Origin of the sequence: Aeromonas sp. L_1B5_3 (assembly GCF_963866575.1) — a bacterium.
Classification (GTDB): Bacteria; Pseudomonadota; Gammaproteobacteria; order Enterobacterales; family Aeromonadaceae; genus Aeromonas; species Aeromonas jandaei.
Genome location: NZ_CAWMDN010000146.1, coordinates 15,800 through 33,296 on the forward strand (window position 1 = coordinate 15,800; position 17,497 = coordinate 33,296).

16 protein-coding genes are annotated in these 17,497 nt (G+C 58.4%); 5 read left to right on the forward strand and 11 right to left on the reverse strand.

The window, feature by feature from the left end; translation table 11 throughout:
• Positions 1 to 3 precede the first annotated feature (3 nt).
• The 11 genes from atpA to mioC all read right to left on the reverse strand — a co-directional run bounded on the left by atpA (position 4) and on the right by mioC (position 9,557).
• Positions 4 to 1,545 (reverse strand): F0F1 ATP synthase subunit alpha, encoded by a 1,542-nt coding sequence (gene atpA / locus AACR93_RS19105; RefSeq protein ID WP_042031086.1) that lies wholly within the window; start codon positions 1,543 to 1,545, stop codon positions 4 to 6.
• Positions 1,546 to 1,560: 15 nt separating this feature from the next.
• On the reverse strand, positions 1,561 to 2,094 hold the full coding sequence (gene atpH / locus AACR93_RS19110; protein ID WP_033115241.1) for a F0F1 ATP synthase subunit delta: 534 nt from the start codon (positions 2,092 to 2,094) through the stop codon (positions 1,561 to 1,563).
• A 13-nt stretch (positions 2,095 to 2,107) separates the two neighbouring features.
• Complete coding sequence (gene atpF, locus AACR93_RS19115) at positions 2,108 to 2,578, reverse strand: F0F1 ATP synthase subunit B (RefSeq protein ID WP_005342350.1); 471 nt, start codon at positions 2,576 to 2,578, stop codon at positions 2,108 to 2,110.
• 55 nt (positions 2,579 to 2,633) lie between these two features.
• The gene (gene atpE, locus AACR93_RS19120) at positions 2,634 to 2,876 is read right to left on the reverse strand and encodes a F0F1 ATP synthase subunit C (protein WP_005307205.1); all 243 of its coding nucleotides are present in this window, start codon (positions 2,874 to 2,876) and stop codon (positions 2,634 to 2,636) included.
• 61 nt (positions 2,877 to 2,937) lie between these two features.
• Entirely contained in the window at positions 2,938 to 3,717 is a 780-nt protein-coding gene (gene atpB, locus AACR93_RS19125; RefSeq protein ID WP_033115242.1) for a F0F1 ATP synthase subunit A, read from the reverse strand.
• An 8-nt stretch (positions 3,718 to 3,725) separates the two neighbouring features.
• Entirely contained in the window at positions 3,726 to 4,136 is a 411-nt protein-coding gene (locus tag AACR93_RS19130) for an ATP synthase subunit I (RefSeq protein ID WP_033115243.1), read from the reverse strand.
• A gap of 190 nt (positions 4,137 to 4,326) precedes the next feature.
• Positions 4,327 to 5,235, reverse strand: a complete 909-nt coding sequence (locus AACR93_RS19135) for a ParB/RepB/Spo0J family partition protein (protein ID WP_043851667.1) — start codon at positions 5,233 to 5,235, stop codon at positions 4,327 to 4,329.
• Entirely contained in the window at positions 5,232 to 6,035 is an 804-nt protein-coding gene (locus tag AACR93_RS19140) for a ParA family protein (protein WP_033115245.1), read from the reverse strand. The genes AACR93_RS19135 and AACR93_RS19140 overlap by 4 nt, the downstream gene beginning before the upstream one ends.
• A gap of 26 nt (positions 6,036 to 6,061) precedes the next feature.
• On the reverse strand, positions 6,062 to 6,688 hold the full coding sequence (gene rsmG, locus AACR93_RS19145) for a 16S rRNA (guanine(527)-N(7))-methyltransferase RsmG (protein WP_033115246.1): 627 nt from the start codon (positions 6,686 to 6,688) through the stop codon (positions 6,062 to 6,064).
• A gap of 21 nt (positions 6,689 to 6,709) precedes the next feature.
• Positions 6,710 to 8,599: a tRNA uridine-5-carboxymethylaminomethyl(34) synthesis enzyme MnmG gene (gene mnmG / locus AACR93_RS19150; RefSeq protein ID WP_033115247.1), complete on the reverse strand. Its 1,890-nt coding sequence runs from the start codon at positions 8,597 to 8,599 to the stop codon at positions 6,710 to 6,712.
• A 508-nt stretch (positions 8,600 to 9,107) separates the two neighbouring features.
• Entirely contained in the window at positions 9,108 to 9,557 is a 450-nt protein-coding gene (mioC, locus tag AACR93_RS19155; RefSeq protein WP_043851668.1) for an FMN-binding protein MioC, read from the reverse strand.
• Between the two features lie 394 nt (positions 9,558 to 9,951).
• Here mioC and AACR93_RS19160 point away from each other — a divergent pair, with 394 nt between their 5' ends.
• The 5 genes from AACR93_RS19160 (at position 9,952) to fhuB (ending at position 17,482) form a co-directional block, all read left to right on the forward strand.
• On the forward strand, positions 9,952 to 12,048 hold the full coding sequence (locus AACR93_RS19160; RefSeq protein ID WP_043851669.1) for a TonB-dependent siderophore receptor: 2,097 nt from the start codon (positions 9,952 to 9,954) through the stop codon (positions 12,046 to 12,048).
• 79 nt (positions 12,049 to 12,127) lie between these two features.
• On the forward strand, positions 12,128 to 13,774 hold the full coding sequence (locus AACR93_RS19165) for a multidrug ABC transporter permease/ATP-binding protein (RefSeq protein WP_043851670.1): 1,647 nt from the start codon (positions 12,128 to 12,130) through the stop codon (positions 13,772 to 13,774).
• Positions 13,775 to 13,820: 46 nt separating this feature from the next.
• Complete coding sequence (locus tag AACR93_RS19170) at positions 13,821 to 14,585, forward strand: ATP-binding cassette domain-containing protein (protein ID WP_043851671.1); 765 nt, start codon at positions 13,821 to 13,823, stop codon at positions 14,583 to 14,585.
• Between the two features lie 33 nt (positions 14,586 to 14,618).
• Positions 14,619 to 15,503: an ABC transporter substrate-binding protein gene (locus AACR93_RS19175; RefSeq protein ID WP_043851672.1), complete on the forward strand. Its 885-nt coding sequence runs from the start codon at positions 14,619 to 14,621 to the stop codon at positions 15,501 to 15,503.
• Positions 15,500 to 17,482: a Fe(3+)-hydroxamate ABC transporter permease FhuB gene (fhuB, locus tag AACR93_RS19180; protein WP_043851673.1), complete on the forward strand. Its 1,983-nt coding sequence runs from the start codon at positions 15,500 to 15,502 to the stop codon at positions 17,480 to 17,482. The genes AACR93_RS19175 and fhuB overlap by 4 nt, the downstream gene beginning before the upstream one ends.
• The last annotated feature ends 15 nt before the right edge of the window (positions 17,483 to 17,497 follow it).

Genomic DNA, 17,497 nt, shown 5'->3' on the forward strand with positions numbered 1-17,497 from the left:
CGCTTACCAGGTCTGGGTTGCCTTGAAGTTGTCCAGCAACGCAGTCAGCTTGCCAACGATCGCGTCGTTGTAGTCAGCCTTGGCATTGATTTCAGCCATCAGCTCGGCATGCTGGGTATCGGCGAAAGAGAGCAGAGCGGCTTCGAAATCGAGGATCTTGTTCAGCTCGACATCGGAGAGATAGCCTTTTTCCGCGGCGAACAGCACCAGAGACTGGTGAGCAACGCTCATCGGAGAGTACTGCTTCTGCTTCATCAGCTCGGTCACTTTCTGACCGTGGTCCAGCTGCTTGCGAGTCGCATCGTCCAGGTCGGAAGAGAACTGGGCAAACGCAGCAAGTTCGCGGTACTGAGCCAGCGCGGTACGGATACCACCGGACAGCTTCTTGACGATCTTGGTCTGGGCGGCACCACCCACACGGGATACGGAGATACCCGGATCAACCGCAGGACGAATACCGGCGTTGAAAGACTGGGAAGTCAGGAAGATCTGACCATCGGTGATGGAGATTACGTTGGTCGGAACGAACGCGGATACGTCACCAGCCTGGGTTTCGATGATCGGCAGCGCGGTCAAAGAACCGGTTTTGCCCTTCACTTCACCCTTGGTGAACTTCTCTACGTACTCGTCGTTGACGCGAGCAGCACGCTCCAGCAGACGGGAGTGCAGATAGAATACGTCGCCCGGGAATGCTTCACGTCCTGGCGGACGGCGCAGCAGCAGGGAGATCTGACGATATGCAACGGCCTGCTTGGACAGGTCATCATAAATGATCAGGGCATCTTCACCGCGGTCACGGAAGTACTCACCCATGGAGCAACCGGAGTACGGAGCCAGATACTGCAGGGCAGCAGCTTCGGAAGCAGAGGCAACCACCACGATGGTGTTGGCCAGAGCACCGTGCTCTTCCAGCTTGCGCACCACGTTGGCGATGGTGGAAGCCTTCTGGCCAATCGCAACGTAGACACACTTAATGCCGGAGTCTTTCTGGTTGATGATGGTGTCGATCGCGATGGCAGTTTTACCTACCTGGCGGTCACCGATGATCAGCTCACGCTGGCCACGACCGATAGGGATCATGGCGTCGATGGCTTTCAGACCGGTCTGGACAGGCTGGTCAACAGACTTACGCTCGATAACGCCCGGGGCAATCACTTCTACCGGAGAGAAGCCATCGTGCTCGACCGGACCTTTACCGTCGATAGGCTGACCCAGGGTGTTGACCACCCGGCCCAACAGACCACGACCAACTGGCACTTCCAGAATGCGGCCAGTACCTTTTACTTTCATCCCTTCGGCCAGATCGGCATAGGGACCCATTACTACGGCACCAACGGAGTCACGCTCCAGGTTCAATGCCAGAGCGTAGCGGTTGCCCGGCAGCTCGATCATCTCACCCTGCATGGCATCGGCCAGGCCGTGGACACGAATGATACCGTCGCTTACAGAGACGATGGTACCTTCGTTACGCGCTTCGCTCTTTACATCAAACTGCGCAATGCGCTGCTTGATCAGCTCGGCGATTTCAGTGGAATTCAGTTGCATGCTCTAATACCCCAATCAAGATTGCAGCGCGTCAGCCATGCGATCCAGCTTACCGCGGACAGTTCCGTCGATAACCAGATCACCGGCCTTGATGAGCACCCCGGCCATCAAGGACGCATCGATGCTGCAATTCAGCTTCACTTTGCGCGCGAGACGTTGTTCCAGAGAAGCCTGAATATTGGCTTTCTGCTGGTCGGTCAGTGCAATCGCCGATGTCACGTCAGCCTGAACTTCTTTATCCAGTTCAGCCTTGAACACCACAAATTCGGCAACGACCGCCGGCAGCACACCCAAGCGACCATTCTCAGCCATTACCCGGATCAGGTTCTGGCCATGCTCGTCGAGTTGCTCACCGCAGATGCTGACAAACAGTTTTGCCAGCTCTTCGGCAGCCACAGAGCCGTTTACCAGGGAGTGGATGGTCTCGTTCTTCGCTACTTCCGCAGCGAAGCTGAGCATCCCCAGCCACTGATCAACCGCCTTGTGCTCAACGGCAAACTCGAAAGCAGCCTTGGCGTAGGGGCGAGCGATTGTAGTCAGTTCAGACATAGCCCCGTTCCCGTTACAGTTCTGCTACCAGTTTGTCGACGATGTCGCTGTTGGCAGCCTGGTCGATTTGGCGCGCCAGGATCTTCTCTGCACCAGCAATGGCAAGAGCAGCAACCTGCTTGCGCAGTTCTTCTTTGGCACGATGACGTTCAGCTTCAATCTCGGCACGGCCTTGAGCCAGGATTTTTTCCCGCTCAGACTGGGCTCCGACAGTTGCCTCATCAATGATCTGGGCCTTGCGTTTGTTGGCCTGTTCAATGATTTCAGCAGCCTGGAGCTTGGCTTCTTTCAGCTGATCGACGGCGTTGGCCTTGGCCAAATCCAGATCTTTCTTGGCACGCTCAGCAGAAGAGAGACCATCAGCAATAGCTTTCTGACGGGCTTCGATGGCAGCAATCAACGGCGGCCATACGTACTTCATGCAAAACACTACGAAGAAGAAAAAAGCAATTGCTTGGCCGAGGAGGGTGGCGTTGATATTCACAGCCGATGTCCTCTTTAGTTAGTTAATGGGTTATGCCTGGAGATGTCGTAACGACTTAGCCAGCAACCGCAAACATCACGTACAGACCCAGACCAACGGCGATCATCGGGATCGCATCGACCAGACCCATTACGATGAAGAACTGGGTACGCAGAACAGGGATCAGGTCAGGTTGACGAGCAGCACCTTCCAGGAATTTACCACCCAGAATACCGATACCGATGGAAGCGCCGATAGCAGCCAGACCCATCATCATTGCAGCAGCGATGTACAGCAGGTCCATGTTCAAGTTTTCCATGAGGATCTCCATTTATTTAGATGTAATTGATTGTATAAAAAGGATTATTTGAGTCGCATCATCAATGGTCTTCCTGCGCCATCGACAGATAGACGATGGTCAGAACCATGAAGATGAATGCCTGCAAAGTGATGATCAGGATGTGGAAAATTGCCCAAGGCACGGACAGAATCCACTGTGACCACCAGGGTAGCAAACCCGCAATCAGGATAAAGATCAGTTCGCCAGCATACATGTTGCCGAACAGTCGAAGACCCAGAGAGACCGGTTTGGATACCAGCGTAACAGTTTCCAGGATGAGGTTAACCGGGATAGCAGCCGGGTGATTGAAAGGCTGAAGAGTCAGCTCCTTCACAAACCCGCCGATACCCTTGACCTTGATGCTGTAGTACAGGATCAAGAAGAACACGCCCAAAGCCATGGACATGGTGATGTTAACGTCAGCGGAGGGAACCACACGCAGATAGGGAATACCCATCAATTGTGCAGCGTGAGGGATAAAGTCAACAGGGATCAGATCCATCAGGTTCATCAGGAAGATCCAGACAAACACCGTCAGCCCCAAAGGTGCGATGACCTTGTTGCGACCGTGAAAGATGTCTTTGACGTTACCATTCACAAACTCGACCAGCATCTCCACAAAGCACTGCAGCTTACCCGGCACCCCGCTGGTAGCGTTGACGGCTACTTTGCGGAACAACAGGATAAACAGGGCGCCTAGCACGACGGAAAATACCATTGAGTCGATATTGACCGTCCAGAACCCGGACCCGACTTGCAGGTGGGTCAGGTGGTGGGAGATATATCCCTGAGGAGTCAGGACTTCTCCGGTTGCAGACATGAGTTTTCCTAATAGTGGTTGTTAAGCGTGAATGAGACTATCCACTGTACAACGAGGGCGAGGATATAAGTGGCGAAAAACGAGACGGTAACGACCTCGACTCCCGCACCAAACATCAGGGCGAATAGACCTGTTGTAGTAATGAGCTTAATCCCTGCCCCACCATAAAAGTCCCGCAGAACCAGACCCACACTCTCGGCCGTTACCTTGCGGCGCAGTACCCAGAGAGTGAACAAGGCCTGAGGAACCCAGTACATCCCCCCTCCGTAAAGGGCGGAATAACCGGCGCTGGCACCAGTCAGGTAATACCAGACGGCACTCATCGCCAGGATCAGGACCAGCTGACAAACGAGCATAACCAAGGCCAGTGTCAAACCTTCCAAGGCTATTTTCTGCTTCACCAACCTACCCCTGAACATTACAGAACTGTAAAAAATCGGGATCCGAAGACCCCATGTTAACAGCTCTAAAAGCCGGTCAAATTATACCCTTGAGGGCCACTATTGCAATATGACAAAAATCCTTAATTTTTGCGGCTTTCAGCGCAAAATCAGGGTTATGCCCATATCAAAAGGAATGGATGTTTTATTACTACAAAAAGCGTAAAAATCACGATTCCGACACGCCAAAATAGCCCAATATGCGGTCCAAATCGGACAAGTTCTCGTAACTAATTACTAACTTTCCGCTATCCCGCTTGCCAGGCTGAAGCTGTACCTGATTGCCAATTTTTTCAGCCAGCTGGCGCTCCAGGTAACCGAACTGGGGATCGCGGACCGGTTCGACTTTGGCTTTTGCCGGCTCCAGCGCCTTTTGCACCAGCTTTTCGGTATCACGCACAGTCAGCCCTTTCTGGGCAACCAGCTTGGCCAGTTCGGACTGGGCCTGGCCACTCAGAGCCAGCAGGGCACGGGCATGGCCCATGTCGAGATCGCCATGCTCGACGAAACGCTTCACGTCATCGTTGAGCTGGTTGAGACGCAACAGGTTGGTCACCGTGGTGCGGGACTTGCCCACCGCCTCGGCCACCTGCTGGTGGGTGAGTTCAAATTCGGTCAGCAGTCGCTGCAGGGCGACAGCCTCTTCGATTGCGTTGAGATCTTCACGCTGGATGTTCTCAATCAGCGCGATGGCCACCGCAGCTTCGTCAGGTACATCCTTGACGATGCAGGGTACCACTTCAAGCCGGGCCAGCTGGGACGCACGCCAGCGCCGTTCGCCAGCGATGATTTCAAAAGAGTGTTCGGCGACCGGACGCACCACGATGGGCTGGATCACCCCCTGGGCGCGGATGGAGTTGGCCAGCTCTTCCAGCGCATCCTGCGACATGTCCTTGCGCGGCTGGTACTTGCCCGAGTGCAGCCACTCAACCGGCAGCTTGCGCAGCTCACCCTGGTTGGTGGGAGCCATGGCCTGCTCGGTTCGTTGATCGCTCATCACCTGTTTCTGGCGGGCAGCCGTGCTGGTACTGAGCAGAGCATCCAGCCCCTTGCCCAGTCCACGTTTTTTCGGAGTCATACGCTCTCTCGGTCTGCGATGGTCGCCTGACGTTCCTGCTCCTGGCGGCGCAGGATCTCGCCAGCCAGAGCCAGGTAGGCCTTGGCGCCCACCGATGATTTGTCATAGTGCATGGCCGGCGCACCGAAGCTCGGCGCCTCCGCCAGTCTGACGTTGCGGGGAATGATGGTGCGGTAGACCTTGTCGCCGAAGTGCTGTTTTAGCTGATCGGACACATCATTGGCCAGCCGGTTGCGGTGATCGTACATGGTACGCAGCACCCCTTCGATCTTGAGATCGGGATTGACCACGGCGGCCAGCTTGCTGATGGTGTCGACCAGGGCGGTGAGCCCTTCCAGCGCATAGTATTCGCACTGCATGGGCACCAACACGGAGTCGGCGGCGGCCATGGCATTCACGGTCAGCATGTTGAGGGAAGGGGGACAGTCGATGAAGACGTAGTCGTACTTGTCCCGCACCGAGGCCAGCGCATTGCGCAGGCGGATCTCGCGGGCAAAAAACTCCATCAGGCGGATTTCGGCCGCGGTCACGTCGGCGTTGGCGGCGATCAGGTGATAACCACCGGAAGTTTCGGGGATGATCACCTCGCTGATGGGGGCATCTTCGATCAGCAGCTCATAGGCGGTGCGCTCGACTTCGTACTTGTCGACGCCGCTGCCCATGGTGGCATTGCCCTGCGGATCCAGATCGATCACCAGCACCTTGCGCCGGGTGGCGGCCATGGAGGCGGCCAGGTTCACACAGGTGGTGGTTTTACCCACTCCACCCTTCTGGTTGGCTATGGCAATGACTTTTCCCACACTATCCCCTAAATGAAACTGCGACCCTATTCGGGCTGGATATGTTTGAATTCCAGCAGATGACGTTCGCCTTCCAGCTCCGGCACCCGCAACTCATGACAGGCTACCAGACGGATATTGGCAGGCAACTGGGCCAGCTCCTCTGCGGGGTATTGTCCCTTGAGCGCGAGGAAGCTGCCCTGTTCTGACGGCAGGTGGTGACACCAGCTCAGCATGTCCTCCAGCGAAGCGAACGCTCTGCTGAGTACACCATCAAACCCGACTTCGGGTTGATACTCTTCCACCCGGGATTTGATCGGCGTCACATTGGTCAACCCCAGCTCCAGAATGACCTGGCGGATGAAGTTGATCCGTTTGCCCAGACTGTCCAGCAGAACGAACTGCTTGTCCGGGTTGATGATGGCCAGCGGCAGTCCAGGCAAGCCGGGACCGGTCCCCACATCGATGAAGCGCTCCCCGTGCAAGTGGGGGCTTACCACCAGACTGTCGAGGATATGCTTGACCAGCATGGCGTCCGGATCACGAACCGAGGTGAGATTGTAAGCCTTGTTCCACTTGTGCAGCAACTCGACCAGCTGCACCAGTTGGCTCTTTTGGGTATCAGTGATAACAATTCCGGCCTGCATGAGCAGGCCGTTCAATCTTTCCAGCATATTTTCCAACGGTAAGAATCCTCAGGCGGTTTTACGCAGCAGGCCGTGTTTTTTCAGGTGCACCAGCAGAATGGAGATGGCCGCCGGGGTGATGCCGGAGATGCGGGAAGCCTGACCGATGGTCTGCGGCTTGGCATCGTTGAGCTTGGCTTTCACCTCGTTGGAGAGGCCATTCACATCGCGATAGTCGAGATCCAGCGGCAACAGGGTGTTCTCGTTGCGCAGCTGCTTCTCCACTTCGTCCTGCTGACGATCGATGTAACCGGCGTACTTGATCTGGATTTCCACCTGCTCGGCAGCGGCAGGATCCGCCACAGCAGGGCCGATCCCGTCGATGGTCATCAGTGCATCGTAGGTCACTTCCGGACGGCGCAGCAGCTCTTCCAGGCTCTGTTCGCGGGTCAGCGGGGTGTTGACCAGGGCGTTGACCGCCTCCAGTGACGGATGCTGCGGGTGGATCCAGGTCGAGCGCATGCGCTGACGCTCCAGCTCAACCTGTTCCATCTTGGCGTTGAACTTGCTCCAGCGCTCGTCATCCACCAGACCCAGCTCGCGACCAATGGTGGTCAGGCGGATATCGGCGTTGTCTTCACGCAGCAGCAGGCGATATTCGGCACGACTGGTGAACATGCGATAGGGCTCGCGGGTTCCCAGAGTGGAGAGATCGTCCATCATCACGCCCATGTAGGCCTGATCCCGACGCGGATTCCAGGGATCCTTGTCCTGCGCACGCAGGGCCGCGTTCAGACCAGCCATCAGGCCTTGTGCCGCCGCCTCTTCGTAACCGGTCGTCCCGTTGATCTGGCCAGCGAAGAACAGGTTTGGAATGCACTTGCTCTCCATGTTGGCCTTGAGATCCCGCGGATCGAAGAAATCGTACTCGATGGCATAACCCGGGCGGGTGATGTGGGCATTCTCGAAGCCACGCACGGAGCGAACGATCTGCACCTGCACATCAAACGGCAAGCTGGTGGAGATCCCGTTCGGGTAGAGTTCGTGGGTGGTCAGGCCTTCCGGCTCGACGAAGATCTGGTGCGCAGTCTTGTCGGCAAAGCGGGTGATCTTGTCCTCGATCGACGGGCAGTAGCGCGGGCCGATCCCTTCGATCACCCCGGCGTACATGGGGCTGCGATCCAGGTTATTGCGGATCACATCGTGGGTGCGCTCGTTGGTATGAGTTACGTAGCAAGGCACCTGACGGGGATGCTGGCTGGCATCACCGATGAAAGAGAATACCGGACGCGGATCGTCACCGTGCTGCTCCTGCATTACGGAGAAATCGACGCTGCGGGCATCGATGCGGGGCGGTGTGCCGGTCTTGAGGCGATCGATGCGCAGCGGCAGTTCGCGCAGGCGCTGAGCGAGGGCGATCGAGGGAGGATCCCCGGCACGGCCGCCCTTGTAGTTCTCCATCCCGATATGGATCAAACCATTCAGGAAGGTGCCTACGGTCAACACCACAGTCTTGCCGCTAATGCGGATCCCGCTCTGAGTCACCACACCGGCAACACGATCCCCGTCCATGATGAGATCGTCACAGGCCTGCTGGAAGATCTTCAGGTTGGGGTAGTTCTCCAGCATCTGACGCACGACAGCCTTGTAAAGCAGGCGATCCGCCTGAGCGCGGGTAGCGCGTACTGCCGGCCCTTTGGATGAGTTGAGAGTGCGGAACTGGATCCCGCCAAGATCGATGGCACGCGCCATGATCCCGCCGAGAGCGTCAACTTCCTTGACCAGGTGTCCCTTGCCGATCCCGCCGATCGCCGGGTTGCAGGACATATGCCCCAGCGTATCGATATTGTGGGTCAGCAACAGGGTATTCATGCCCATACGAGCTGCCGCTGTTGCTGCTTCGGTTCCGGCATGACCGCCACCGACGACGATCACATCAAATTGTTCATGGTATTGCATTGGGATCACCTTGATCTGCACGCCTGAAGATCTGTATTTGCCTGGGCTAAAAGGCGGAACATTCTATCTGTTTCACGCCCTAAGGGGAACGTCTACTTAACGTTCAGTATGAAGAGAGGATCCACTAAATAGATCTTAAGGATCTTTAGATCGATCTTTTACTGGATCTTTTATTAGGATCAGCCAGATCTGTTGATAAGCACTTTTTGATCATAAAGATCATTCAGTTAAAGGCGATCCCAGCTTGTGGAAAAGCTTGGATCCTGGCTCCTTGAACCGTGGGACAACCCTGACTTTTATGCACAGTGCAAACCTGAACAAGATCTCATTCATAGGATAACTATAGGTTTTACAGAGGTTAAACCTGTAGTTATGCACATTTATATGGATTGCTGTGGGTAACCGTGTAGAACAACTTGGCAAGATCCAGCTGTTAATAACCTGGTGGATAGCCGATCTGGGGATAAGTCGGGAGATCGCACTTTTATTGCGGATCTCCCGTGAGTGATCAGGCGATCATGGTCATCCAGTTATGGATCCAGGCTTCTGCGGCATCTTCCGGTATCTCGTAACGGGTTACATCGATGTCGAGCCGTTGGCCGATCCGGCTGGCACCACACTCGGCCAGCAGCCGATCCACGGTCTTGCCGCCCTGACAGAAGGTGTCATAACTGCTGTCACCAAGGGCGATCACTCCATATTTCAGTGAGTTAAGATCCGGATGCTGCTCGGCAAGATCCTTGGCGAAGGGCTGCAGGTTGTCGGGCACATCCCCGGCACCATGGGTGGAAGTGACCACCAGCAGGATGGATCCGGGCTCATCCAGTACCTCGGTCAGCGACGCTGGGTTGTGGATCCGGGTCTGGTGACCCGCCTGTTCCAGCAGATTGGCCACATGATCGGCGACATATTCGGCGGCCCCCAGCATGGAACCGACGACGATATTGAGTTTTGCCATGGAATGGATCCTGATTCAGAGAAAAGAGGCGAAGCCGGATTCTAACTCCAAAGGATGTGGATAAATATGGATAAAGCTTGGGGATAATGGATCCAGTCAGATAATGCCGCCGGATCCATCCCGCCGATCATTTTTCAGCTTCTTTATATTCCTCTTCATTTTCTTCTCCGCTCATGGCTCTCCTGATGACTCCCACTCCCCGCGAAATTTTGCCAACGAGGCAGCTAGATAAAAATGCAGATGCAAATGATTAGCAATTATTGAATCGATTCGATCACAGCTCCTGTAGTAGGATTGCGCTGCTTTATTCGCCCATGGAACAGGGTGATGTCGTGACAAACGACCACAAACAACAATTAAAACAACATAACTCATTGATAAACGAGACTTTAATATGATTGCGCAAAAATACACTACAGGACCCGGCAAGAAGGGCGCCTTCGGCGTGCTTTCGCTCTCCGGTTTGCTCGTCTCCCTGCCGCTGATGGCAGAACAAACCACCGCTGAGCTGCCCAAAGCCAGCGAAACCATGGTGGTGACAGGTACGGCTATGAAGGTGGAAGTGCCGATGGCCGAGACACCTCGCGCCGTCTCCGTGGTTAATCGCGAGGAGCTGGATCAGCACGCCGTGTTGCAGCTGGATGAAGCGATTCGCTACCGTTCCGGCGTATTGACCGGTCTCTATGGCTCAGACAACAACACTGACTGGTTCAAGGTGCGTGGCTTCGATGCCGCCTCTTATCTGGATGGCAACCGCTTGTTTGGCACCGGCTATTACGTCTGGACGCCGGAACCGTTTGGTCTGGAGAGTGTGGAAGTGCTGAAGGGGCCAGCCTCGATCCTTTACGGTGAGGCGCCTCCGGGCGGGGTGATCAATGCCATCAGCAAGCGGCCGACCGCCACGCCGCAAGGGCAGGTGGATCTGCAGCTTGGCAGCCGGGATCATCGTCAAGTCGGGGTGGACGTCTCTGACGCGCTCTCCGACAACAGCCGTTACCGCATGGTTGCTCTTTATAAAGAGCGTGATGGTGTGCTCACCGGCACCTACAACGATCGGGTTTATCTGGCACCGAGCGTCACCTTCGATCTTTCGGATCGTACCAGCCTGACCCTGCTGGCCAGCTTCCTGCACGACGAAGGGGTCCCGACCAACGGCTTCTTCCCGGTCTATGGCACCCTGAATACGTCAGGTGGCCAGATTGATCCATCCACCAACCTGAGCCAACCGGATTACGATCGCAACCGCAATACCCAGATCTCCACCGGTTATGAGCTGGCCCACCAGCTCAACCAGACCTGGGAGTTCAAGCAGAACGTCCGCTTCAACTACAACGATCTGCTGCTGCGCCAGACCTATATCTTCCCGACCTATGAAGGCACAACTGCCAGTCGTGGCCTGGTTTACCGTGATGGCAATACCAAGAGTGCCACCATGGATAACCAGATGGTGGGCTACTGGAACACCGACAGCACCGAGCAGACCTTGCTGCTGGGGGTAGATCTGCAGCGTCACGTCAATGAAGGGGTCGAGGCCGACAACTACGGTATGGGCTCAATCAATACCATGAACCCGGATTACAGCGGCTTCCCCGGTTTTGATGAGTCGACCGCCACTCATCAGAAGAGCAGCAAGGGCCAGAGCGGCCTCTATGCCCAGCACCAGATCCGCTGGGATGATCGCTGGTTGCTGACTGGCGGTGGTCGTTTCGACTATGTGGAGACCCACAACATCAATACCAGCAAGGACGAGCGCCAGTACGATCACGAGCTCTCCCTCTCGGGCAGCCTGATGTATCTGGCTGACAACGGCCTCTCTCCCTACTTTGCCTATGCCGAGTCGTTCGAGGTGCTGCCGGGGATCGATCCTAACACCCGAAACTCCTACAAGCCGCTCAAGGGCAAGCTCTACGAGACCGGCGTGAAGTATGCGCCTGCCTTCCTCGACGGTTACATCAATCTGGCGCTGTTCGATCTGGCCCAGACCAACTCGCTGGTCTCTACCGGTTCCGGCCAGCAGACCCAGGCGGGTGAAGTGACCTCTCAGGGGGTTGAGCTGGAAGGGAGCGTGCAGGTGACAGATGCGCTGCGTCTGACCGCTGCTTATACCTACACAGATGCCAAAACCAACGACACCGGCAGTGGCGATCGCCGTGCCAGCCTGATCCCGCGCCACCTGGCCTCCTTCTGGGGCAACTACAAGGTGCAGCAAGGGGTGGCTTCGGGTCTGGAGCTGGGTACCGGTGTGCGTTATATCGGTTCCAGCGTGGGTATTGGCGCCGTGAATGCGGACTACACCCCCATCTACGGCTCTGCCGAGGTGCCGGCCCATACCGTGTTGGATGCGATGATCGGGTATGACTTTGCCAAGAACTGGCGTGCCCAGCTCAACGTCAACAACCTGCTGGGTGAAACCTACGTGGCCAGTTGTGACTACTACTGCTACTACGGCGAGCCGCGCAGCGTAGTGGGCAGCATCAACTACCGCTGGTAATGGAAGTCGGGCGGGAACCGGATTCCCGCCCTTCTTTTCACCCGCAGTTGTTCTGATCTCTCTGGAATACCGGTCCGTTATGGAACTCTTGTCTCTGGTTTATCGCCAATATCGTTGGCCTTTTATCGCCATTACCCTGCTCAGTCTGCTCAGTGCCGTCAGCGGGATTGGCGTCATTGCTTTTATCAATCAGTCTCTTATCGAATCTATAGGTGATCCGCTGCCGATCCTCGGTCAGCTGGTCGGCCTGATTGTGTTGCTGCTGGTGATCACGCTCGGATCTCAGCTGGCCCTGACCACTCTCGGTCACCATTTTGTCTACCGGTTGCGAGGCCGTCTGCTCAAGCAACTGCTGGATAGCGATGTCGCCCGCATCCGCCAGATTGGTCAGGGGCCGCTGCTGGCCTCCCTCTCCAGCGATATCGGCCAGATCACCATTGCCTTCGTACGCCTGCCAGAGTTGGTGCAGGGGCTGGTGCTCACGCTGGGTTCAGCCCTCTATCTTGGCTGGCTCTCTCCGGCCCTGCTCGGGGTGACCGCGCTCTGGGTCACCGTCACCATGGTGGTGGGCTGGTTGCTGGTGAACCGTGTTTATCGCCATCTCTCCCACATGCGTCAGGCCGAAGATCGGCTCTATCAGAACTATCAGGCCATCATCGCCGGCAGCAAGGAGCTGGCGCTCAACCGCGAGCGGGCTCACTTCGTCTATCACCAGCTCTATGAGCAAAATGCCCGTGACTATCGCCAGCAGATCATTCGCGCCGACACCTATCACCTGAGCGCGGTGAACTGGTCGAATATCATGATGCTGGGGGCGATCGGTCTGGTCTTCTTTCTGGCCAACGGCCTTGGCTGGGCCAACACCAATGTGGCCGCCACCTTCGCCCTGACCCTGCTGTTCCTGCGCACCCCTCTGTTGCAGGGGATTGGCGCCCTGCCGACCCTGCTTGCCGCTCAGGTGGCGTTCGACAAGATCGCCGCGCTCAATCTGGCCGAGCCGGATGTGGACTTCCCGTTGCCGCCCGCCATCCGCCCCTGGCAGCGTATCGAGCTGGAGCAGGTGAGCTTTCACTATCAGGGGAAGGGCGGCTTTGCCGTTGGCCCCATCGATCTGGTCATCGAAAAGGGGGAGCAGATCTTCATCATCGGTGGCAATGGATCCGGCAAGTCGACCCTGGCCATGCTGTTGACCGGCCTCTACCAGCCTGTATCGGGCCGGATCCTGCTGGATGGTGAGCCGATCACCGATCGCAACGGCTATCTGGCGCTCTTCTCTGCCATCTTCACCGACTATCACCTGTTCCAGCACCTGCTGGGACCGGAACCCAAAGATGAGCTGGTGGCCGAGTGGCTGGGGCGGTTGCAGATGGGCAGCAAGCTCACCATCGAGGATGGCTTTATCGCCGATATCGATCTCTCCCAAGGGCAGCGCAAGCGGGTCGCCCTGCTGCTGGCGCTGGCCGAGCAGCGCGAGGTGATGCTGTTTGATGAGTGGGCTGCGGATCAGGATCCCCAGTTCCGCCGCATCTTCTATCAGGTGCTGTTGCCGCGCCTTAAGGAGATGGGAAAGACAGTGATCGCCATCAGCCACGACGATCACTACTTCCCGCTGGCCGATCGCCTGCTGGAGATGCGGCAGGGAAAACTCACCGAACTGACCGGCGCGCGCCGTGCCGAAGTGAGCCGCGATGCGATCGCCCATCTGGATTGCGAGGTGCCGGCTTGATACCGGCACCGATGAGACTGGCGGCAAGCCAGCACAGGAATTGCTTATGTTCGAGATGAAATCAGCCAGCTTCACGGTCAATGACCGCACGCTGCTGCACCCCACCGACCTGCGTTTCGAGCAGGGACAGGTCTATGGCCTCATCGGCCACAATGGTTCGGGTAAATCGACCCTGCTCAAGCTGCTGGCACGCCAGCAACCCCTCAGCGACGGCGAGATCCTGTTCGATGGCAAGCCGCTGCCCGACTGGGGCAACCGGGAGTTTGCCCGTCAGGTGGCCTATCTGCCCCAGCATCTGCCGAGCGCCGAGAATCTGCTCGGGCGGGAGCTGGTGGAGATGGGCCGCTACCCCTGGCGTGGCCTGCTGGGCCGGATGGGGGCGGAGGATCACCGTCAGGTCGAGCGGGCCATCGCCCTTACCCATACCGAACGCTTTGCCGATCGGCTGGTGGATACCCTCTCCGGCGGCGAGCGGGGGCGGGTCTGGCTGGCCATGCTGCTGGCGCAGGAGAGCCGCTTCATCTTGCTGGACGAGCCGCTGGCCGCGCTGGATGTGGCCCATCAGGTGGAGGTGCTGACGCTAGTCAAGCAGTTGAGCCGTCAGCTCAAGCTCGGGGTCATCATCGTCATTCACGACATCAATATGGCCTCCCGCTTCTGTGATCGGCTGGTGGCGCTTCACTCCGGCCGCCTGCTTACCCACGGCGAACCTGAGGGGATCATGACCAGCGAGACCCTGCACGCCATCTATGGCATTCCGATGGAAGTCATTCGCCATCCGGCTCATGCTCATCCCATCGCCATCGTCTGACCGGGGGCATCCTTGAACCGTTTATTGAAGAAGATGGCACCCTGCCTTATCAGCCTGCTGCTGCCACTTGCGGCGCAGGCCGAAACATCTCCGAGCGCCTCTGCGCCGCTACCCCGTATCGCCACCGTCGACTGGACCATTGCCGAGACCCTGCTGGCACTCGGGGTGACGCCGCTGGCTGTTGGGGATGCAGGCCCCTATCAGGCATGGGTCGGCGAGCCACGGCTACCCGCCGGGGTGGTGGATATCGGCCTGCGAACCCAGCCCAACCGTGAGCTGCTGGCGGAGCTCAAACCCGATCGCATCCTCATCTCGCCGCTGGCGGCCCCGCTGGAGCCAACTCTTTCCCGCATCGCTCCGGTGAGCACCATCGCCCTCTATGATGGGCAAACCGATCTGTGGCAGAGACTGCACGAGGTGACCCTGACCCTCGCCCGTATAGTGGGCAAAACCGCCGAGGGCGAACGGTTGCTGGCCGAGCTGGATCGGGATCTCGCCAGTATGCAGGCCGGATTGCCTGCGGATCTGCCGCCCCTGCTGGTGGTGCAGTTTATCGATGAGCGCCATGTGCGGGTGTTTGGTCGCCACAGCCTGTTCGATGCGGTGATGACGCGGCTTGGGCTGCGTAATGGCTGGCAGGAGCAGACCAATCACTGGGGTTTCTCGGTGGTCAGCATCGAGCAGTTTATGACCTTGCCAACCGCACGGCTGGTGGTGGTCGATCCCATCCCGGTAGGGGTGAGCGAACGGCTGCAGGAGCCTGGGCTGTGGAAGCATCTGCCGCTGGTACGCCAAGCCCCCGTGCTGCATCTGCCTGCGGTCTGGAGTTTTGGTGGTGTATTGGCCGCCCGCCGTTTCGCCGGTCTGCTCAGCGATGCATTGTTGCAAGATGCCGAGCGTATGGAGGCGAGCCGATGAAGCGACTGCCCACATCGCCGCTGCTGCGGCCGGTCTCGATCCTGCTGGGATTGACCCTCTTGCTCGCGTATTGGGAGCTGGCTCGCCAGCTGCCCGGTGCGCTCTGGTGGCAGAGCCTGTTCGCCCCCAATCTGGATGACGTCAGCCAAGCAGTGGTGCATTTCAGCTGGCTGCCCCGCTTGGTTGTCACCCTGCTGGCCGGGGCGGCGCTCGGGCTGGCGGGTACCCTGATGCAGCAGGTGCTGCGCAACCCGCTCGCGTCACCGACCACCTTGGGGGTAGCCTCCGGCGCCCAACTGGCGTTGATGATGGTGACCCTGTTTGCCCCCTCCTGGCTGTTGCTGGGGCGGGAGTGGATCGCCATGGCCGGTGGCAGCCTTGCGATGGCACTGGTGTTTGCCCTTGCCTGGCGTCGCCAGCTCAATCCGGTGGTCATCGTCTTTGCCGGACTGGTGATCAACCTCTATCTGGCGGCCATCAGCATGGGACTCTTGCTGTTCTTTCAGGAGGAGCTGAAAGGCTTGCTGGTGTGGGGCAGTGGCTCGCTAGTGCAGAACAGCTGGAGCGGGGTGAGTTACCTGTTGCCCCGTCTGCTGCTGGCTGGCGTGCTGGCCGCGGTGCTGGTGCGCCCGCTGGCGGTGCTGGAGCTGGATGATGCCAGCGCCCGCAGCCTGGGGGTCTCCCTTCAACACCTGCGTTTCGCCGGGCTGGGGCTGGCGGTGTTCGTCACCGCCTGCGTGGTGAGCGTGGTTGGGCTGATCGGCTTCATCGGGTTGGCCGCGCCCGCCATGGTGCGGCTGCTCGGGGTCCGCCAGCTCGGCCAGCGGCTGCTGTGGGCTCCGATCCTCGGCGCCCTGCTGCTGGCGGCGACCGATCTGCTGCTGCAGAGTCTGAGTCGCTTCTGGCCAGTCTTGATCCCCACCGGCACTATGACCGCTCTGCTGGGGGCGCCGCTGCTGCTCTGGCTGATCCCGCGCCTTGGCATCAAGTCGGGTGCGCCGAAGGCAAACACCGGCCTGCTGGTGGCTCGCCATTCGGCACCGGCTCGCCTTATCGGCCTGTTGCTGGTCGGGCTGTTGCTGGCCGTGGTCGCCTCCCTGCTGGCTGGGCAGGGAATGACGGGCTGGAGTTGGCCAAGTTGGCTCCGCTGGCAGGCCCAGCTGGAGTGGCGACTGCCGCGCACTCTGGCTGCGGGGGCGGCTGGCGTACTGCTGGCGCTGGCGGGCACTCTGTTGCAGCGGGTCAGCAACAACCCGATGGCGAGCCCGGAGTTGCTGGGGGTGAGCGGCGGCACCTTTATGGGGGTGATAGCCACGGCGCTGTTGCTGCCTGCATTGCCCTTGCCGCTGATGCTGGCCGGTGGCCTGCTAGGTGCCTTCGGCTGCCTGTTGCTGCTGGTGGTGGTCAATCGCAAACATGGCTTCCAGCCAGAGCGGATCCTGCTCTCAGGGATCGCCATCACGGCACTGTTTGAGCCGCTGCAGGCTATCGCGCTGGCCAACGGCGACCTGCGGGTGCAGCAACTGCTCTCCTGGATGTCCGGTTCTACCTATTACGTCACCCTGCCGGTGGCCTATGGGTTGGTGGGGCTGGCGCTGTTGATGCTGGCCGCCTGCCTGTTGGTGAGCCGCTGGCTCGATCTGATGCCGATGGGTAGTGCTGTAGCGACCGCACTCGGCATTCGCCTCAACCGTGCCCAGCTCGCCATTCTGCTGCTGGTGGCCGTACTAACCGCCAGTGCCACCTTGGTGGTGGGGCCGCTCTCGTTCGTCGGTCTGTTGGCGCCACATATGGCCAAGCTGATTGGGTTGGTGCGGGCTCGCTGGCTCCTGCTTGGGGCCGCCGCTTCCGGCGCCTTGTTGATGGTATCGGCGGACTGGGTCGGCCAGCAGATCCTTTTCCCGCAGGAGGTGCCGGTCGGGTTGGTCTCCACCCTGTTAGGGGGCGCTTACTTCATGTGGTGTTTGCGCCGCCTCTAGGTTTGTGGTCGAAAA